Origin of the sequence: Roseibium sp. SCP15, assembly GCF_040329435.1 — a bacterium.
In the GTDB taxonomy this organism is placed as follows: Bacteria; Pseudomonadota; Alphaproteobacteria; order Rhizobiales; family Stappiaceae; genus Roseibium.
In genome coordinates this window covers 1,374,280-1,394,062 of the sequence record NZ_JBDZYI010000002.1, presented here as the reverse complement: position 1 = coordinate 1,394,062, position 19,783 = coordinate 1,374,280, and the positions used below count along the sequence as shown (strand labels likewise).

16 protein-coding genes are annotated in these 19,783 nt (G+C 56.8%); 14 read left to right on the top strand and 2 right to left on the bottom strand.

Annotation, left to right across the window (positions count from 1 at the left end):
- Positions 1–651 precede the first annotated feature (651 nt).
- From ABLO27_RS13770 to ABLO27_RS13705, 14 genes are all read left to right on the top strand, one after another.
- On the top strand, positions 652–915 hold the full coding sequence (locus ABLO27_RS13770; protein ID WP_353033486.1) for a chaperone NapD: 264 nt from the start codon (positions 652–654) through the stop codon (positions 913–915).
- A gap of 12 nt (positions 916–927) precedes the next feature.
- Positions 928–3,429, top strand: a complete 2,502-nt coding sequence (napA, locus tag ABLO27_RS13765; protein WP_353033485.1) for a nitrate reductase catalytic subunit NapA — start codon at positions 928–930, stop codon at positions 3,427–3,429.
- 21 nt (positions 3,430–3,450) lie between these two features.
- On the top strand, positions 3,451–4,281 hold the full coding sequence (gene napG / locus ABLO27_RS13760) for a ferredoxin-type protein NapG (protein WP_353033484.1): 831 nt from the start codon (positions 3,451–3,453) through the stop codon (positions 4,279–4,281).
- Positions 4,278–5,198 carry a quinol dehydrogenase ferredoxin subunit NapH gene (napH, locus tag ABLO27_RS13755; protein WP_353033483.1) on the top strand — a complete coding sequence of 307 codons (921 nt, stop codon included), beginning with the start codon at positions 4,278–4,280 and terminating at the stop codon, positions 5,196–5,198. Before napG ends, napH begins: the two co-directional genes overlap by 4 nt.
- Before the next feature lie 21 nt (positions 5,199–5,219).
- Complete coding sequence (locus tag ABLO27_RS13750; RefSeq protein ID WP_353033482.1) at positions 5,220–5,663, top strand: nitrate reductase cytochrome c-type subunit; 444 nt, start codon at positions 5,220–5,222, stop codon at positions 5,661–5,663.
- 24 nt (positions 5,664–5,687) lie between these two features.
- A complete protein-coding gene (locus tag ABLO27_RS13745; protein ID WP_353033481.1) occupies positions 5,688–6,386 on the top strand; it encodes a NapC/NirT family cytochrome c in 699 nt (232 codons plus the stop codon).
- Positions 6,387–6,729: 343 nt separating this feature from the next.
- Positions 6,730–7,713 carry a GlxA family transcriptional regulator gene (locus ABLO27_RS13740; protein ID WP_353033480.1) on the top strand — a complete coding sequence of 328 codons (984 nt, stop codon included), beginning with the start codon at positions 6,730–6,732 and terminating at the stop codon, positions 7,711–7,713.
- Between the two features lie 233 nt (positions 7,714–7,946).
- Positions 7,947–8,945 carry a LacI family DNA-binding transcriptional regulator gene (locus ABLO27_RS13735; RefSeq protein ID WP_353033479.1) on the top strand — a complete coding sequence of 333 codons (999 nt, stop codon included), beginning with the start codon at positions 7,947–7,949 and terminating at the stop codon, positions 8,943–8,945.
- A 249-nt stretch (positions 8,946–9,194) separates the two neighbouring features.
- Positions 9,195–11,129: an ABC transporter substrate-binding protein gene (locus ABLO27_RS13730; protein WP_353033478.1), complete on the top strand. Its 1,935-nt coding sequence runs from the start codon at positions 9,195–9,197 to the stop codon at positions 11,127–11,129.
- Between the two features lie 106 nt (positions 11,130–11,235).
- Positions 11,236–12,243 (top strand): ABC transporter permease, encoded by a 1,008-nt coding sequence (locus ABLO27_RS13725; protein WP_353033477.1) that lies wholly within the window; start codon positions 11,236–11,238, stop codon positions 12,241–12,243.
- Complete coding sequence (locus tag ABLO27_RS13720) at positions 12,240–13,367, top strand: ABC transporter permease (protein ID WP_353033476.1); 1,128 nt, start codon at positions 12,240–12,242, stop codon at positions 13,365–13,367. The genes ABLO27_RS13725 and ABLO27_RS13720 overlap by 4 nt, the downstream gene beginning before the upstream one ends.
- Positions 13,368–13,374: 7 nt before the next feature.
- Complete coding sequence (locus tag ABLO27_RS13715; protein WP_353033475.1) at positions 13,375–15,468, top strand: ABC transporter ATP-binding protein; 2,094 nt, start codon at positions 13,375–13,377, stop codon at positions 15,466–15,468.
- Positions 15,456–16,493, top strand: coding sequence for a LacI family DNA-binding transcriptional regulator (locus ABLO27_RS13710; RefSeq protein WP_353033474.1), 1,038 nt, complete (start codon positions 15,456–15,458; stop codon positions 16,491–16,493). The genes ABLO27_RS13715 and ABLO27_RS13710 overlap by 13 nt, the downstream gene beginning before the upstream one ends.
- Positions 16,494–16,511: 18 nt before the next feature.
- A complete protein-coding gene (locus ABLO27_RS13705) occupies positions 16,512–17,768 on the top strand; it encodes an HAD family hydrolase (protein ID WP_353033473.1) in 1,257 nt (418 codons plus the stop codon).
- 59 nt (positions 17,769–17,827) lie between these two features.
- On the opposite strand, the gene ABLO27_RS13700 is transcribed toward ABLO27_RS13705, so the two are convergent.
- Positions 17,828–18,727, bottom strand: a complete 900-nt coding sequence (locus ABLO27_RS13700; protein ID WP_353033472.1) for a carbohydrate kinase family protein — start codon at positions 18,725–18,727, stop codon at positions 17,828–17,830.
- Entirely contained in the window at positions 18,727–19,782 is a 1,056-nt protein-coding gene (locus ABLO27_RS13695) for an ABC transporter ATP-binding protein (protein ID WP_353033471.1), read from the bottom strand. The genes ABLO27_RS13700 and ABLO27_RS13695 overlap by 1 nt, the downstream gene beginning before the upstream one ends.
- Position 19,783: the final 1 nt, after the last annotated feature.

The following is a 19,783-nucleotide window of genomic DNA, read 5'->3' as shown; positions in this document are numbered from 1 at the left end:
CGTCGATTTTGACCCGACGGGGTCCCCGCAACGAGGACAACGTCCGACGCAACGGCGCACAAAACAAGAAAATCATGCACAAACAACAAAACAAAAAAAGCCCGCACGGTGCACTCCCGCGGGCTTTTTGACGTCGAAAACGGAAACAGAGCAAAAACTAAAAGGGATGTTTTGTTGGCCATGAGCGAAAGAAAGGTCATCAGAAAATTAACCCAGAAAAAAACTTAAGAGAAATCTAAAAGTCCCAAGAACCTTGATTGTCCGGGGCATGGCACAGGTTCGTATTGGGTGCGCAGCAGCATTCAAAAGAGATTGAGAATCAGTTCGATAAGTAGAGCTTTCGCATCTGCGAAATGACTTAGGTCAAGGAGATGCACCTCAAACCTGTGCTAGCCGTAAGCGCAACAGGTGTAGGCAGGCCATGCAGGACCAACTTATCACTCTGGCCTTCTCTCGAGGCCATTTCAGCGAATGTACAGATTTTCAGATATCCAGGCATGTGGTCAGCGCTAACGGCCGCTTTCGCCGGATGGTGAAACGAATCCTCACAAAATCCAACTTTCTTCGCATGTCGCCGATTCAGGTCAGGCAGCACGAAACTCTTCGCTCTCAATTCCCCCTAACCGTACAGGCCACCAACGAGGAGACGTCATGTTGAACGTTTGCGGATGCCTCGTCCACATCAATCCGGACATTGCCAACCAGGTCATCGCCGACATCGAAGGCATGATCGGCTGTGAGGTCCATGCCCACGACAACGGACGTCTTGTTGTCACCGTCGAGGACATTGATGGCAAGTCCGCCTCGGACCTGATCATGGATCTTCACAAGGTACCAGGCGTCCTGACTGTCACGCTTACCTACCACCAATTCGAACCGCACGGCCCCAATGAGGCCGCGGCCCCTGCGCTCTGAGGAGGCGATAACATGACATTAGATACTTCCCGTCGTACTTTTCTGAAAGCGACCGCAGCGGCAGCTACCGCCTCAGCCGCCGGTATCGCGCTTCCGGAAGGCGCTGCTGCGCAGGTCGGCAAGCCTGACATCCGTTGGGACAAGGCCGCCTGCCGGTTTTGCGGAACCGGTTGCTCCGTGCTGGTCGGAACGAAAGACGGCCGCGTTGTTGCGACCCAGGGCGATCCTGAAGCGCCGGTCAACCGGGGCCTGAACTGCATCAAGGGCTATTTTCTGTCGAAAATCATGTACGGCCAGGACCGCCTGACCACGCCGATGCTTCGCAAAACCAACGGCGTTTATGACAAGAATGGCGAATTCACCCCGGTTTCCTGGGATGAAGCTTTCGACATCATGGCCGAAAAATTCAAAAAGGCGCTGAAGGAAAAAGGGCCCGAAGGCATAGGCATGTTCGGTTCCGGACAGTGGACGGTCTGGGAAGGGTATGCAGCCTCCAAATTGATGAAGGGCGGATTCCGCTCCAACAATATCGACCCGAATGCTCGCCACTGCATGGCATCGGCCGTTGCCGGTTTCATCCGCACTTTCGGGATCGACGAGCCGATGGGCTGTTATGACGACCTCGAGCACGCCGATACGTTTGTGCTGTGGGGCTCCAACATGGCGGAAATGCACCCGATCCTGTGGTCCCGCCTGACCGACACCCGGCTGACCAAACCGGGGGCGGAAGTCCACGTTCTCTCGACATTTGAGCATCGCTCATTCGAACTTGCAGACAACGGCATGATCTTCGTGCCACAGACTGACCTCGCGATCCTCAACTACATCGCAAACTACATCATTCAGAACGACGCGGTGAACTGGGACTTCGTCAACAACCACGTCAACTTCACCAAGACCAATACCGACATTGGGTATGGCCTGCGTCCGCAGCATGCGCTGGAACAGGCAGCCGCCAACCCGGCCCATGAAGGCAAGCACGGCAAGATCGAGAAGATTTCCTTCGAAGAGTACAAGGAATATGTCTCTGAATACACACTGGAGAAAGCTTCCGAGCTGTCCGGTGTTCCTGCCGCAAAACTCGAGCGTTTGGCCAAGCAATATGCCGACCCGAACCGAAAAGTCATGTCCCTTTGGACCATGGGCTTCAACCAGCACACGCGCGGCACGTGGGTCAATTCCCTGATGTATAACGTGCACTTGCTGGTCGGTAAGATTTCCGAGCCGGGGAACTCCCCGTTCTCGTTGACGGGGCAGCCGTCTGCCTGCGGCACTGCCCGCGAAGTCGGAACCTTTGCCCACCGCTTGCCGGCGGACATGGTCGTCGCCAAGGAAGCGCACCGGACCTTCTCCGAAGAAAAGTGGAAACTTCCCAAAGGCCTTTTGAACGGCAAGGTCGGAGCGCACGCTGTATTGCAGCACCGTAAGCTGAAGGACGGCGACATCAACGCCTACTGGGTTCAGTGCACCAACAATATGCAAGCCGCTCCGAACATGAACGAGGAGGGCTACCCCGGCTACCGGAATCCGGACAACTTCATCGTTGTTTCCGATCCCTATCCGACCGTAACCGCGTTGTCGGCAGACCTGATCCTGCCAACCGCCATGTGGGTGGAAAAGGAAGGCGCATACGGCAATGCCGAACGCCGTACCCAGTTCTGGCGTCAGCAGGTCCAGGCACCAGGTCAGGCTCGTTCGGATGTCTGGCAGGTGATGGAATTCTCCAAGCGTTTCACCACCGACGAAGTCTGGCCGGCTGAAATCCTGGACGCCAATCCGCAGTACAAGGGCAAGACACTGTTCGACGTGCTCTACGCCAACGGGCAGGTTGACAAATATCCTCTGTCGGAAACCGCTGAAGGCTTCGGCAATGACGAAAGCGAATATTTCGGTTTCTACGTCCAGAAAGGGTTGTTCGAGGAATATGCCGCATTCGGCCGCGGAAAGGCGCACGACCTTGCCGACTTCGACACTTATCACAAAGCTCGCGGCTTGCGCTGGCCGGTGGTGGACGGCAAGGAAACGCTTTACCGCTTCCGCGAAGGCTACGATCCCTATGTGAAGAAAGGCGAGGGGGTCAAGTTCTACGGCAAGCCGGATGGCAAGGCGAACATCATCTTTGCTCCGTATGAACCGCCTGCGGAAGTGCCGGATGCCGAGTATGACCTGTGGCTGATCACCGGCCGCGTTCTGGAGCACTGGCATTCTGGCTCCATGACCCGCCGCGTGCCTGAACTTCATCGGTCTTTCCCGACAGCAGTCGTCTACATGCATCCGGAAGATGCCAAGGAGCGCGGTCTGCGCCGTGGCCAGGAAATCACCATTTCGACCCGTCGGGGCGATGTCCTGAGCCGCGTTGAAACCCGGGGCCGCAACAAGGTGCCTCGCGGCAGCGTGTACTACCCTTGGTTCGATGAAAGCCAGTTGGTCAACAAGCTGACGCTTGATGCCACTTGCCCGATTTCCAAGGAAACGGACTTCAAGAAATGCGCCTGCAAGGTGCAGCGCGCCTGATGAACTAGGCAGAGAAGAGCCATGTCCGCCGCAAAGTCAAACCCGAAGAACCCTGACCGCCGCCGCTTCCTGAGCGACACGGCGCGCGGTGTTGCGGGATGTGCCTTGGCGGGCATGGGGCTGGCCTGGCTGGCAACGGGCGCACGTGCGCTCCCGCCGACAGCCATCCGGCCACCCGGAGCGTTGGCGGAACAGGACTTTCTGTCCGCCTGCATCCGTTGCGGCCTGTGTGTCCGCGATTGTCCTTACGACACTTTGAAGCTGGCGGAGCTCGGCGCGGATGTTCCGTCGACGGGAACGCCATACTTCACGGCGAGAGATATCCCTTGCGAAATGTGCGACGACATTCCTTGTGTTGCCGCCTGCCCAACGGGGGCGCTCGAAAAGGGACTTGAAACGATCGATGACGCGGACATGGGTGTCGCGGTTTTGATCGATCTCGAAAACTGCCTCAACGCGCTCGGTCTGCGCTGCGACGTCTGTTACAGGGTCTGCCCGCTGATCGATGAGGCGATCACGTTGGAGCAATCGCATAATCCGCGTTCGGGCCATCACGCGATATTCATGCCCACAGTGCATGCCGACAAATGCACCGGATGCGGAAAGTGTGAAAAGTCCTGCGTCCTGCCCAATGACTCGGCAATCAAGGTTTTGCCGGCCCGTCTTGCGCGGGCGGAAGCTGCCGAACATTACCGTCTCGGCTGGGAAGACAACCAGCCCATTGTAAATGAATTGATCGATCTTCCCGATCGCTTGCCCGGTCCGGGAACCGACAATCTTGAGGCGCCCGGTGGCTACATAGACGGTTTCAAGCCGACATTTTCATTGCCGAATGGGGGGACGGGCCAATGAGTGCCAAGACCAAACTCCCGGTCGGTTCGGAAGCAATCGCAGAAAAGGGCTGGGTTGGAGCTCACAAATACCTGCTGTTGCGCCGCCTCTCGCAGGTCTTTTTTCTGAGTCTGTTTTTGCTAGGTCCCTGGTTGGGCATCTGGTGGGTAAAGGGAAACCTTGCGGGTTCGATGACCTTAGACTTCCTGCCTCTTACAGATCCCTTTGTGTTGCTTCAATCCGCAGTTTCCGGACACATTCCTGAACTCACCGCCCTCATCGGCGCCATCATTGTCGGTGCTGCCTATGCTCTGATCGGTGGACGCGTCTATTGCAGCTGGGTCTGCCCGGTCAATCCGGTCACCGATGCAGCACATTGGCTGCATCAGAAGTTCGATTTGCCCAAAGGATGGCAGCCCAAACGGCAGACGCGATACTTCCTCCTTGCCATGGTCCTGGTCGTCTCAGCGCTGACCGGCACCATTGCGTGGGAGCTCGTCAATCCCGTTTCCATGGTTCACCGGGGGCTGATCTTCGGCGTCGGCTTTGCCTGGGCCTTTGTCATCGGCGTTTTCCTGTTCGACCTGATCATCGCGCGCAGGGGCTGGTGTGGCCACCTGTGTCCGGTCGGCGCCTTTTACGGATTGCTAGGCAACCGATCGGTTTTGCGGGTCACGGCAACAATGCGTGCCGCCTGTGACGACTGCATGGATTGCTTCGCCGTTTGTCCCGAGATGCATGTGATCACGCCCGCACTGCGGGGCCAGGAGGCTGACACGCCCATCATTCTGTCCCCCGACTGCACGAATTGCGGCCGTTGCATCGATGTCTGCTCGGTCGATGTCTTTGAGTTTACCCACCGGTTCGACACGCGGCCAAGCCCTGGCCGCGTACGAGAAAAATCCAGTCTTGCGCCCAAGGCAAACAAAGCAGCCTGAGCAAGCAAAGGAGGTACTGACATGAAAAAACTTGGTTTAATTGGTGTGCTGATGCTCTCGGTTCCGCTTGCATTAGGTGGTTTCGCTCTCGCGCAACAGGCTGCGGATAACGAGCGTGTCGAGACCCTGAGGGGAGCCGCTGTCGACGAGCACGTGGCGGTTGAGGATATCTTCCATCAGAACGAAGGCCGTGTTTCACGCAACTACCGCCAGCAGCCTCCGCTGGTCCCGCACAAGATCGACCAGTACCAGATCGACCTGGCCGCCAACGAGTGCCTCGCATGTCACGACTGGACCAATGCGGGGGAACGCAGAGCGCCAACGCTTTCCATGACCCACTATCTGGACCGGGACGGTCATCAGCTTGATTCCGTGTCCGGTACACGCTGGTTCTGCAACCAGTGCCATGTTCCTCAGGTGAATGCCCCAGCCTTGGTCGAAAACACTTTCGAACCATCGAACTGACGCCTAGCTTAAAAGGATCAAAAAATGGCTGTCCAAGAGAATCAAGCCAAAAAGCCAGGCTTCTTCAAGCGTTTATGGCGGTTCATCGCCAGGCCGTCGGTTTCCCTTTCCGTCGGGTTCCTGACAATGTGCGGTATTGTTATCGGCGTCCTCTTCTGGGGTGGCTTTCACTGGGCACTGGAGATGACCAACACAGAAACATTCTGTATCAGCTGCCATGAAATGCGCGACAACGTGTTTGCCGAGTATCAGGGAACGGTTCACCAGAACAACAGCTCGGGCGTCCGCGCAACTTGCCCGGATTGTCACGTGCCGAAGGAATGGGGACCGAAACTGGCCCGTAAGATCGCCGCAACGAAGGAGCTCTACGGCCACTTTGTCACGCGTTCCATCTGGACGGAGGAAAAGTTCAAGGATCAGCGTGTTCATCTTGCGTCCAACGAGTGGGCTCGCATGAAGAAGACCGACAGTCAGGAATGCCGGAACTGCCATGCCTTCGACTACATGGACTTCACCCAGCAGGAAAACCGCGCGGCTCAAAACCACCAGAAGGCGCTGGATGACGGGTTGACCTGTATCGACTGTCACCAGGGCATCGCTCACGACCTGCCGCCGAATTATCTGGAAGCCTATCGGGGAGTTGTTACCGAGCTGGTTGAAAGTGGTGAAATCGAGCCACAGAAGCGCGACATCGAGGAAGCTAAGGCTTCAATCAAGCAGTGATCAGCGAACCTTGCACAGAAGGGCGCCGTTTAGGCGCCCTTTTTTGTTGCGGATCGGCCAACAATTCCAAACATCGTTCTTCTCTGTAAAGCCAAGGCTGGCTCGTCAGAGCATCCCATTGCATCTGCCTTTCGGACCAGCGAGACAAGTTTGTGTCCGTTTTGAAGGAGATCGTCTGATCCGATCCCGGTTAGGGGAAGATGTTGAATGCAAAACAATTGATGGGATTGGATTTGATCGAGCTGAGGCGACTAAGTAAAACCGGAAGAGGATTGTACCAGTCAATGGCGGCAAGTCGGGAAAGCTGCCGGCATTCCTTGTGGCGCCTGAGAAAGTAAGCAGAATGAACAAGCCTTATTGGAACTTGTCGCCTCTGGAGGGGGAGGTCAGCCGGGATCTGGTAGTCGAGATATTCGTGCAGTCCGGCTTTTCCGATCTTGAACTGGCGGCGATCATTTCTGTTCTACGGGCTGCAAATGAAGTGCTGAACCGTGACCAGTTCACCTGGCACATAACGTCCGACACCCCGGGGCTTCTCACCAGCGGTTCGGAATTGCTCGTGCGTGCTCACCCGACAATTGGCGATCAGTATCTGCGAGACTGCCTGATCGTTGTCGGCGGGCGGGAGTGCAGGGCGGAAGGGTGGATGAGCCGCTTGAGGGCGATGCAGAAACTCCGGAATCCGGTTGTTCTCCTCTCGGACGCTGCTCGTGAATACATCAAGGCCGTCAAGACGCTGAACGGACCGGCGACCACACATTGGCGCGACATTGCCCTTCTGCACGAGATCGGATCCTTTCCAACGCTTTCCGAGCGCCTTGTCGAAAACAACTCCGGTGTTCTGACCTGTGCCGGGCATGGGCACACCATGGAAACCGTGATCGGCATCCTGTCGGAGGTGCTCGGTCCGCAGGAATGCGCGGAAATCGCCAGCTTCCTGATGCTGGACAACATCCGGGGCTTTACCCAGGAACAACCAAGGGGAACGAGCTACAACCCCAATTTCCTGGAGAAAAGGCTGCAAAAGGCCATTCGCATCATGGAGACCAATATCGAGCAACCGTTGCGCCTTGCGGATCTTGCCGATGAGGTTGGACTCTCGGCGCGTCACCTTGAGCGCCTTTTTACCGTTTATCTCAACACGTCACCGGCGAAGCTCTACAAGAAGATACGGCTGAAAAAAGCCCAGACGCTTATCACCAACACCCATATTTCGCTGATTGAGGTCGCGATCGCATGCGGCTTTCTGTCGACAGCCTCTCTTTCCCAGGCCTACAAGGCGGAATTCGGTGAAACGCCCAACCAATTGCGGAAAAAGAAAAAATAGCTGCGGACCACGAAATGGTTTCGACTTGCGTGGAGTTGCTCCTGTTCTGCCTGGAAGGTTGAAAACTCCGGGAATGAGCAGCAGTCCGCTGGTCTCGATTTGACAAGCTCAAGTACGCCTGCAACTCATTCCCACATGTGTGAGAAGCTTAGTTCCCTCATATCCGGGCCGGCGGTCTTTCCGGCCGCCTATTCTTCTGTCGCCTTGCGGTGCAAACATGCGTTGAAAGCAACATGACTGACATCCGGCACATCGCACGACTGGCCAACGTCTCGCCTGCAACAGTTTCGCGCGTTCTCAATGATCATCCTCATGTGAACTCAAAGACCCGGGATCGGGTAATGCGGATTGTGCAGGAGGAAAACTATCACCCCAATGCTCTGGCCGCGAACCTTCGAAGAAAGGTTTCCGACGTGATTGGCTATTTCCAGTTCGACCGGCCGACCCTGGAAAACAGCCGAATGGCGCAACGGGTGGAAACAGTACTGTTTGAGGCCGGTTTCAAGACATTTCATTGCGATGCCAGTGGGACGGCAGAGCGCAAGGCCTTTTATCTTGAGGAGATGATCACGCGAAAAATCGCAGGTGCGATCCTCCACGCAAACGCCAATCTGGAGCAGGCGATAGCGGCAGCGAACAAGCTGGAGAAAGCCGGCATACCCGCACTCCTGCTTGGAACCGAAGTGCCCAGAGCCGGCGTGAGCACGGTCAGTGTGGACTATCGGCAGGGGTGGGAGACCACGATCGCTCACCTCACAGAGTTGGGACATCGCAAAATCGTATACCTGGAGCAGGATCATAGCGACTGGACGGAGCGAATGCCGCACTTTTCGCCTGAAACAAGCGTTGTCACAATACCGCTCGATGAAGAACTTTCCTTGAATGCCGGTGTCGAACGTGCACTGGCGGAGCTCAAGGAAAAACACGGCGATGCAACAGCCTTGTTTTGTGCCAGCGAAAGCATCGCCATGACGGCGATTCAGCTGCTTTCGAAGTCGGGCACAAAGGTTCCTGAAGACATGTCTGTTGTCTGCTTGAGCGGTACCGGATTCGGCCGAATGGTTTTTCCCAGTCTCACCGTTGTAAATCTGCCTGTACAGGATCTGGGTGAAATGTGTGCACAACAGTTGCTGAGTCAAATTCGGCAACCGGACCGGTCATCCGTGAAAATTCGCGTGGAAAGCCAACTCGTTGAGGGTGGGTCATCTGCAGCGGTGAATTTGAAAAAATAGCGATAAATATGAAATCCTTTTCAAGAAAGAGAGAGCCTTTCTGAAGCTGCAAACTCTCTTCCTCAAATGAGATGCGCTTCGATTTTCAATAAAAGCGTTGATTTTGAGCGATTCTATTCCTATGGTTTTTGTCAGGGGCTGCGGCTCCGCCTGGGAAAACGTCACCAAACTGACGCAAAAAAGCAATAAAAACTGAAAAGCTTTTCAAAAATGGAAGCCTGTTGTCGGGTGATCGAAAGGATTGAACAGATGAAAAACAGACCTCTCCTGCTTTCAGTGGCCCTGGTGGGGTGCCTTGCCTCTGGCGGTGCTCTTGCGCAAGGTGTCTGTAAGAGTTTTCAGGAGGCGCCGATGCTTGCTGAAAAAGTGGCGACTGGTGAACTGCCGGGCGTTGAGGAGCGACTGCCGGCCGAGCCGCTTGTTGTCGCTGCGGCCGAGGTGGGTTCCTATGGCGGAGTGATGAAGGACCTTTTCACCGGGTCGCGTCTCGGTGACTACCGTCACTATGGATACGATCCGCTGGTGCGCTGGAGTCCCGATGGGTCCGAAATTCTTCCTAACATTGCCAAAAGCTGGGAAGTCTCTGCTGATGCCACTGCCTACACCTTTCATCTGCGCGAAGGTATGAAATGGTCGGACGGGCATCCGTTCACCGCCACGGATATTCAGTTCTGGTGGGACAAGGTCGAGACCAATCCGGACATTATGGTGAAGGGTCCGCGCAACATCTTCGTTGTGAACGGCGAGCGGGCGAAGGTCGAGACGCTGGACGACCACACGATCCGCTTTTCCTGGAGTAATCCCAACGGCAATTTTCTGCTCGATCTGGCGGGACCCTACGGTCAGCGCGTTGTCCAGTTCCCGGCACACTACATCGCGCAATTTGATCGCAATCTAAACCCGGAAGGTGTTGCCGGTATGATGGCGGAGGCCGGTACGGAGGATTACACCAGCTGGTGGATGGGACGTGTTGGAACTTATGGCAAGAAGGCTGAGCAGAACGATCCGGACCGGCCGACAATGCTGGCATGGGTGACCACTGAGCCTTTCATCGGCAGGCAGTATTTCGAGTTGTCGAGAAATCCCTACTATTTCAAGGTCGATGCCGATTGCAATCAGCTGCCTTACATCGACACGCGCAGCTACAATCTGGTGCCTGACCCGGAAGTTCAGTTGTTGAAGACAATGGCAAGCGAGTTCGACTATTCCTTGCCGAACATCTCCGTTCCGCAGAACAAGGGAATCTTCTTCGAGAACATGGAGCGCGGCAACTATCGCTTCGCGAAGGCGCAAAGCTGCGACTACAACAACATGTTCATCGAAATGCCGTTCAACCATCCCGATGCCTTCAAGGCAGAATTCTTCCAGAACAAGGACGTTCGGGTTGCTCTTTCGGTGGCGATCGACCGCCAGGGCATCATCGATACGGTCTATCTGGGGCAGGGAATGCCGTATCAGTCGGCCGCGCGCCCGACGTCTCCCTTCTATAATGAGCAGCTCGCGACCCAGTACACAGCCTATGATCCGGACCAGGCCAATGAAATCCTCGATGGTATCTATCCCGACAAGGATTCCGACGGATATCGTCTCGGACCGGATGGCAAACGCATCAGTGTTTCCATGATCGCAGAAAACTCTTTCCGTGCGGAATGGGCGGATGTCCTGCAGATCATTGTGCAGAACTGGGCTGACATCGGCATTCATCTCAATGCGGAAGCGGTCGGTCATGAGATCTACGAGACCCGCCGCCTTGCTCGCGATCGCGAAATGCAGGTATGGGCTGGTGAAAACGGTTGTGGCCAGTTGCCGACCGTCAGTCTTGATCGGTTTCTGCGCTATCAGGGGAACTGGGACAACTGGATTGTATGGGTGAGCGAGCACATCGCACCTCAGCCCTTCACGATCGAAGGGGTTGAGGCCGTCGAACCGCCTGCCGAGATCAAGCGTCTCTTCGAGATACAGGCGGCGATGCCGACCAAGGCGGGAGCCGAACGCGATGCTCTGATGGCCGAATTCATGCAGACCATGGCCGATGCATTCGTCAATATCGGGACGGTTCTGCCTGAAGGCAACTACCGCGTGGTCTCCAACCGGATCGGCAACGTTTACGAGCCGATCACGGAAGGCTGGCTCTACCCTGGTCCTGCGCCGACCAACATGGAAAGCTGGTTTATCAAGCAATAAGGTTCCAACCCAGGTGGAACCTCGCAAGGGCATGCGGGGAGGAAATCTCTTCCCGCATGCTCTTCTCAACTCAATTTGGAATACCGGATTTTCTCGAGGGGGCGCCGTGGGCCGCTTTATCTTACATCGTCTACTCTGGGTGCCACCGACCCTGCTGGCGATTTCCATCGTGGCGTTTTCGCTCATTTCCCTGCCGCCCGGTGATTTCGTCGACCGGTATGCTGCAAAGGTTGCCGCCGAAGGCGAGTCCATGAGCGCGCAGGAAAAGGAAGCCATGCGCCAGCTCTATGGTCTCGACCGACCGCTGCCGGTCCAATACGTGGACTGGGTTACGAAAGCGGTTTTCAAAGGAGATTTCGGCTGGTCCTTTAACATGGAGCGACCCGTTGCCGACGTTATTTGGGAGCGTCTTGGCCTGACGACCGTCCTCGCGCTGTCGACGCTGTTCTTTACCTGGGTCGTGGCGATTCCGATCGGCATCTATTCCGCTGTCCGCAAATATTCCATCACCGACTATTCGTTTACCGTGATCGGCTTCCTCGGTCTGGCGTTGCCCAATTTCCTGCTGGCTCTGGTTCTGATGTACGCCACATTCCGTTTCACCGGGCAAAGCGTGGGCGGCCTGTTCTCACCTGAATATGTCGATGCGCCCTGGAGCCTCGCCAAGGTTGGTGACCTGATGCAGCACCTCTGGATCCCGGTGATCGTGCTCGGCACCGCCGGAACCGCGTCGATTATCCGTGTCATACGCGCCAACCTTCTTGATGAGCTGCATCGCCCCTATGTTCTGACCGCGCGAGCCAAGGGCCTTCCTGAAGCCTGGCTCTTGACCAAATACCCGGTGCGCCACGCGATGAACCCTTTCGTGAGCAGCCTCAACGACATTTTCGTCAACATCATCTCCGGAGAAACGATTGTCGCGATCGTGTTGGGCCTGCAAACGGTCGGGCCGATGCTGTTCGATGCCTTGCGGGGAGAAGACATGTTCCTTGCCGCCACCCTGATCATGTTTCTCGGCATTCTGGGCATGATCGGAACTCTCTTTTCCGATCTCCTGCTGGCCTGGCTCGATCCTCGCATCCGTCGGCAGTTTGAAATGGGAGGGGCAGCATGACCCTCGGTTCTTTCGACAACGCCCCCCTTGCTGCGGAACCTGCTTTGCCGGAAAGGCAAAGCCAGGCCAGCCAGATCTGGAAGCGTTTCCGTCGCCATAAGCTCGGTGTGATCGGGTTGTGCATCACCGTCTTCTTCTATGCGATCACACTCTTCGTTGAAGTGCTGGCACCTCAAGGCGCGGATGCCTATTCAACCCGGCACGCCTATTATCCGCCTCAAAGGGTGCGCCTGTTCCTGGATGATGGAAGTTTCCAGCCGCATGTTCTCAGCTATAAGGTTGTTTTCAACTACGAAACCGGGCAGCGCAAGTTTGAACCGGATCCTGCGAAGGTTGTCGAGCTGGGTTTCTGGGTCAAGGGCGACAGCTACAAGTGGCTCGGCCTGATCAAGGGGGATCGGCATCTTTTCGGGGCCAAGAACCCGCGGCAGAAAGTGTTCTTTGTCGGCGCTGACCGGTTGGGGCGTGATGTGTTGTCCCGCACGATCTACGCGGCCCGCGTCTCCATGACCATCGGCCTTCTGGGGGTGGCGATCAGCCTTGTTCTTGGCATCCTGATCGGTGGTGTTTCGGGATACGCCGGTGGTACTGTCGACCAGTTGATACAGCGGTTCATAGAGTTCCTGCAGTCGCTGCCGTCAATCCCCTTGTGGATCGGTATTGCCGCCGCCATTCCGAGCGATACGCCGCCGCTGCAAACCTATTTCTTCATAACCCTGGTGCTTTCCGTTCTGGGATGGACCGGGCTGGCGCGCGTGGTTCGAGGACGGTTTCTGGCGCTCAAGGCTGAAGATTTCATCAAGGCGGCAAGATTGGACGGATGCAGCACACTTCGCATCCTGCTACGGCACATGCTGCCGAACTTTTACTCCCATACGATCGCGGTCATTACGCTTGCCATACCGGGCATGATCCTGGCCGAGACTGCTCTCAGTTTCCTGGGTATCGGTCTGAAACCGCCAGTCGTGAGCTGGGGTGTCCTCCTGCAGGAAGTTCAGAACGTCCGCTCCATGGCGACCGCTCCGTGGCTGTTCCTGCCGGGTGCGGTCGTCGTGGTTGCCGTCCTGGCACTCAATTTCCTGGGTGACGGTTTGCGCGATGCCGCAGATCCGCACGCGCAATAGGTTTGCAATGAAAGACACTTTGATTGACATAAAGGACCTGACGGTCAGCTTTACAGAAGACAAGGCACGTCTCGTTGCGCTTGACCAGTTGAGCCTGACCATCCCGGAGGGCAAGACACTTTGCCTTGTCGGGGAATCCGGGTGCGGCAAGTCTCTGACAGCAAAAACAATTCTTCGAGTGCAGGGAGAAAATGCCCGGATCGAAAACGGTTCGATCGACTTTCGGAGCGACAAGGGAGGGCGTACGGATCTGGCGGGGCTCGATCCGAAGGGCAAGGCCATTCGCGCGATCCGGGGTGATCAGATCTCCATGATCTATCAGGAGCCGTTGACCGCGCTCTCGCCTCTCTACACGATCGGCAACCAGATCACCGAAGCGCTTCGCTGGCACAGGAAGCTTTCGGAAAAGGAAGCCCGCGCCGAAGCGCTCTACATGCTTGAGCGCGTTGGCATGCCGGCTCCGGAAAAGCGTTTCCATTCCTATAGCTTCGAGTTGTCGGGCGGTCAGCGGCAGCGTGCGATGATCGCAATGGCACTGGTCTGCCGTCCGCGCCTGTTGATTGCCGATGAGCCGACGACCGCACTCGATGTCACCACCCAGGCGGTGATTCTGGACCTTTTGAAGGAACTCCAGAAAGAAGAACGCATGTCCATGCTGCTGATCACGCATGATCTCGGTGTGGTTGCCGATATCGGCGATGAAGTTGCGGTGATGTACATGGGGGAAGTCGTGGAAAGCGGCCCTGTGGACGAGATCCTGCGAAACCCCAAGCATCCCTATACCCGCGGACTGATTGCTTCATTGCCGACCCTTGGCGGTGAGGAAGGTCAGCAGTTGCAATCGATACCGGGCTCCGTTCCGCATTTGCGAAATCGGGTAGCCGGATGTTCGTTTGCAAGCAGATGCGGATTGGCGGTCTCGGAAGTCTGTCAGGTGCAAAATCCGTCACTGATGCAAATCGAAACGGATCACAGTGTTCGGTGTCACGCCCTTCAGGAAACGAACTGGCCACGCAAGGCGGCAAAGGCTGAAGTCAGGGAAACTGGAACAAGCAAGCCGGATTATTGCGCGCCGCCGATCCTGAAAGTGAGCGGACTGTCCAAACATTTCCTGATGAGCAGAGGTTTCTTCTCCAGGCAAAAGGAGCTGCGCCCGCTGCGCCGCGTCTCCTTTGATCTTTGGCCGGGCGAAACACTTGGTCTGGTCGGGGAGTCCGGATGCGGGAAGTCAACGCTCGGCCAGACCATTCTTGGCCTGCTCAGGCCAACGGAAGGCCAGATCGAATTGCAGGTCGACAACGGCTACGTAAACCTTGCCGACATGCCTGAAAAGCAGCTGAAATCCTATTGGCGCGATCTGCGCATGGTCTTCCAGGACCCGAACGGATCCTTCAATCCGCGCATGACGGTCTTTGACATTATCGCAGAGGTCCTGCGCACCAGTGAAGGCAAAATTGCAAAACCGACGATCAGCGAGCGGGTCGAAAAGGTCATGGAAATGGTTGGCCTCAGCCGCGATTTCCTGGACCGATACCCGCACGCCTTTTCAGGCGGCCAGCGTCAGCGTATCGGAATCGCTCGGGCTCTTGCACCAATGCCCCGGATCATCGTTGCAGATGAGCCGGTCTCAGCGCTCGACGTTTCCGTGCAGGCCCAGGTCCTCAATCTCCTGAAGGAATTGCAGGGTGAACTCGGTCTGACCTACCTGTTCATTTCGCACGATCTCAGCGTCGTTTCTCATATCAGCGATCGCGTTGCGGTCATGTATGCGGGAGAAATCGTGGAGATCGCCCAGACCCGCGACATATTTTCCGCGCCGAAACATCCCTACACCCAGGCCTTGTTGTCGTCTGTGCTCGAACCGGTGCCCAGGTCGGAACGCAAGCGCCAGCCGATCCGTCTTGGCGGTGCGGTACCGGATCCGGGAAATCTGCCAAATGGTTGCAAGTTCCGGGATCGTTGCGCATTTGCTCAGGCGCGTTGCGCTTCCGAAGCACCGACTTTGAACACGAATGGTCTGGAACGAGTGGTTGCATGCTTTTATCCTCTCAACACAAGCGAGGGGCAAAACGGACAGGGGGCGCATGCATGGCAGGCATAAAGGACGTCGCTGCGCGAGCTGGAGTTTCCATCTCGACCGTTTCAAGGGTCTTCAACGGCCACGAAAATATCAGCGATGAGAAGCGCAAGGCCGTGCTGGAAGCCGCAGATGTGCTCGGTTATAGCGCCAACAGTCTGGCCGCGAGCCTTCGCCGCAAAAGTTCCAACGTTGTGGGCGTGCTTCTGGCAAGCCAGGGGTCACCTTTCGGTACGATGCTTCACACGGCAATCGGTAACACCCTGTCGGATCGGGGGTATCTGCCCATGGTCTGTTCCACTCTCGGGGAGGACGACCGGCAGGACGAATACGTCAGGACGCTTCTGGAAATGCAGGTCGGCGGTGTGATCATCCGCCCATCCGGGTCACTTTCAATAACGACCCGGCATGCGGCAAACCTGGAACGTGAAGGCGTGCCGGTCGTCTTTGTCGAAAGTGCTCCCAGAAAGAAATCGGTTTCTTTCGTTGTGTCGGCAAACAAGGTCGGTGGTCAGCTGGCCATTCGCCGGCTTTGGGAACTGGGGCACAGGAAAATCGGCATCATGATCATGCCATGTGACGTCAAATATCATCCGAATCGGCCTGTGTCGCACCGGTTGGAAGGAGCCCTGGAAACCGCGCGGGAACTGGGTATTGCCGACGGGATTGTCTTGTCACCCGACATGCCGGGAGAACGCTTCGACTATGGCTACATGGCCGCAAAACGCATGCTGCGGGAACACCCAGAGCTGACGGCGATTTTTGCCATGACCGACATGATGGGAACCGGAGCGCTCTATGCCGCCCGTGAAACAGGTCTGTCCGTGCCCGAGGACATTTCCGTACTTGGATATGACGGCCTTCCGCTTTCCGAGATGACATTTCCGCCGATGGCGACCGTCAGCCAGTCCGTGGACCTGATGGGACAGACAGCTGCCGACCTTCTCATCAACCGGTTGGAGGGGAGCGAGACAAAGTCGGTGCAACGAACCCTGAACCCACACCTGATCGAGCGGGAAAGTCTGGCGCCAGCGCCCAAGACGACCTGATAAGAACGAGGAATTCGAATGAACGACTTTCGGCCCAACAGCCAGAATGGCATCGCTGCGACACCAGAAGAGATGAACGCCGATACAGCTATCCTGGCCAGGCGGCACGCACCGGTTCTTCTGTGCGACAGCCGGGAACCCTTTGTCCCGGTCGCGCTCGGGGTGACCAGGCTTGCCCACGGAAGCCAATCTCCAAGTTGCCGTCACGTGCCGAAGGGACCCGACAGCTGCGAGACCGTTCTTGAATACGCGATCTGGTGGGATGGTGATATCCAGCACTTCTATGAACTGGAACACGTATGGGTGTTTCTGGACGCTGCGGGCAAACCGGTTTACGCGGCGGCCAGTGCGCACGGGCATTTGAAAGACATGGGTGAAGCCGAGTGGCGCGACGAACGGATCGTTCTTTACTGCGAGCCCGGTAAGCATGCGCATGCCGCGAATCCGGCCGACATCATCGTCGACAGGTCCAGGCTCGATGAAGCTTGTAGCAGCGGCAAGGAACTTCGGGGCGTGATGGTGGAAGAGCCATTCAAGGAAGCGTTGGCATTCCTGACGCCTTATGACCAGTTCCTCGGCCGGCAGAATCTCAGGGCGCGCTGCTTTGAACCAAGCTATTGTTTTGACAAGGAGTACGACCTGGCTCCGCTGCCTGTGCTGACCTGGCTTGAACTTGCTTCGTTCATTCCGCGGTTCCTGCGCAATCAGACCGAGGAATTCCGGGCAGCTTATGACGGCATCAAGGCGGTCTTCCTCGATAGCGGCGACACCATGATCGATGAGGTCACTCAGGTATTCGACACGCAGGAAGACGAACTCGTCCTCTCAGCCGACCCTATCGAAGGGGGAGACAAGCTCGTCGCCGAACTCAAGGCAAGAGGATATCTCGTCGCCCTGGTAGCTGACGGCCGGGAAAAGAGTTTTCTGAACGTTCATGAGGCGCTCGGCTTCTGGGATCTCTTCGATGCAAAAGCCATTTCGGAAGTGTGCGATTCCCTGAAACCCGATGCGAGAATTTTCAGGGAGGCGATGTTCAAGCTGGGACTGCGCGAGGAAGACACTTCGGGCATCGTGATGGTGGGCAACAACATCACGCGAGACGTGAAGGGCGCCAATTCTTTGGGAATGAACTCGGTCTGGATCGATTGGAACGATCGCTATCCCCGTGAGCCGCAGGACGAGTTGGAGCAAGCCGATCACGTCATCCGCAAGCCACTGGAGCTCCTCCCGTTGCTGGAGCAGATGGAAGTCACAATGCGCTCCGGGTCGAACTGAGCGGCGCATTTCCAGGCACGAGCCGGGTATTGTGTTAAGTGTTCGCCCGGCGATGGCGTTCAGTTCAAGGCCAACGAGGATATGGTTTGTGACATACCGGAAGTCCCGCCGGCATGTTGAACGGCAACTGCGCCACAGCGGTTGCCGTTTTCCAGACAGGCTTCCAGGCCTTCACCGGCGAGCCAGGCGGACAGAAAGCCACCATTGAACGCATCGCCCGCCCCGGTCGTGTCCACGACATCGGCCGGAAATGCGGGTCTATGAACGGTTTTGCCGTTCAGGGATGTGCGGGCTCCGGTGCTGCCTTCCTTGATAACGGTTACCGGACAGCAGTCCTCAGGCAATCCGGATGACCGGAGCGCTCCATACTCGCTTTCATTGGGCAGGAAAACGTCGACTGCGGCAATGTATTCGGCAACTTCCGCTCCTGCGCGCAGCAGATCATCATCCCAGCCGCAATCGAGCGAAATGGTCCAGCCCGCTTCGCGTGCCTTGGCAACCAGTTCGGGAGCCTCGCACAGGCTCTTGAGTTCACCGATGTGCAAATGCCTGACAGACCGGCAGGTTTGCGCAGCAGGGTTCAGCTCAGGAAACGCCGGCCCTGACTTGTGGCTGAGAAACGACCTGTCGTTCTGAAGGGCCATCGCAACCGTGATTTGCGGGGAGGCGCCGGGCACGGCAGGTTCACACAAAGACATATCCAGGCCAAGCGCACGCCCTTCTTCCAGAACCGGAACGTCGAATGGCGCGGCCGGCAATGTTCCCAAAAGAGCTGAAGACCAGCCCAGAACGGAGAAGGCGACGGCGGAATTGAAGGCACCGCCTCCTGCATGAAGGGAAACGCCGCCGGCAAAGGTTTCAGACCCGAGCGTCGGCATTCTCGGGATGTCTGCAAAGACCAGGTCGCAATAGACGCGGCCTGCGCAAAGAATGACCGGTTTGTCGCCTCGTTGCAGCATCAGACCAGCGCGGCTCCTGTATCGGCATCAAAAACATGAAGGGCTTCCGGCGGAGCGCCCAGACGCACTTCGTCGCCAACCACCGGGGCGTCTTTGCCCGACACTCTTGCGACCACTTCCCCGTAGGCACTTGTCACATAAATCAGCGTTTCGGAGCCAAGCGGCTCCCGGACCGAAACCGTGCCTGAGATGAAGGATGTTTCCGGATGAAGCACAAGGTCGTCGGGGCGCACGCCGAGAAGCAGCTTTTGTCCGCTCAAGGTTGTTCTCGACAACGGGATCCTTTCCCCATTGGCAAGCGACAATTCCTGGCCGTTTCCGGTCGCATCGAGCATGTTCATGGAGGGCGCGCCGATAAACTGGGCGACAAATGCATTCACCGGATTGTGGAACACGTCTTCCGGCGTGCCGACCTGCTGAATATGCCCGTCCTTCATGATGACGATCCGGTCCGCCAGCGTCATCGCCTCTACCTGATCGTGGGTCACGAAAATGATCGTGTTGCCGACCTTCTGGTGCAGTTTCTTGATTTCAAGACGCATCTGGGTGCGCAACTGGGCATCCAGGTTCGACAGGGGTTCGTCAAACAGGAAGACCGCCGGGTTCCGCACCATTGCACGTCCGATTGCGACGCGCTGACGCTGTCCACCGGAAAGCTGTGATGGCTTCCGGTCAAGAAGGTTGGCCATGTCCAGGACCTGGGCGACTTCCTCGATTCGGGCAGTTTTCTCGGCTTTGCTGAGCGGCGCGTTCCAAAGCCCAAAGGCAATGTTCTTGCGCACGGTCATATGCGGATAGATGGCGTAATTCTGGAACACCATCGCGATATCACGTTCCTTGGGCTCAAGGTTGTTGACCATGCGCCCGCCGATCCAGATCTCACCTGCCGTGATATCTTCCAGTCCGGCGATCATCCTGAGGCTTGTCGACTTGCCGCACCCCGACGGACCGACAAAAACAACGAACTCGCCATCGGAGATCTCAAGGTCAATCCCATGGAGTACCTCAACTGGCCCATAGGACTTGGTCAGCTTTTTGAGGGAAAGGTCGGCCATG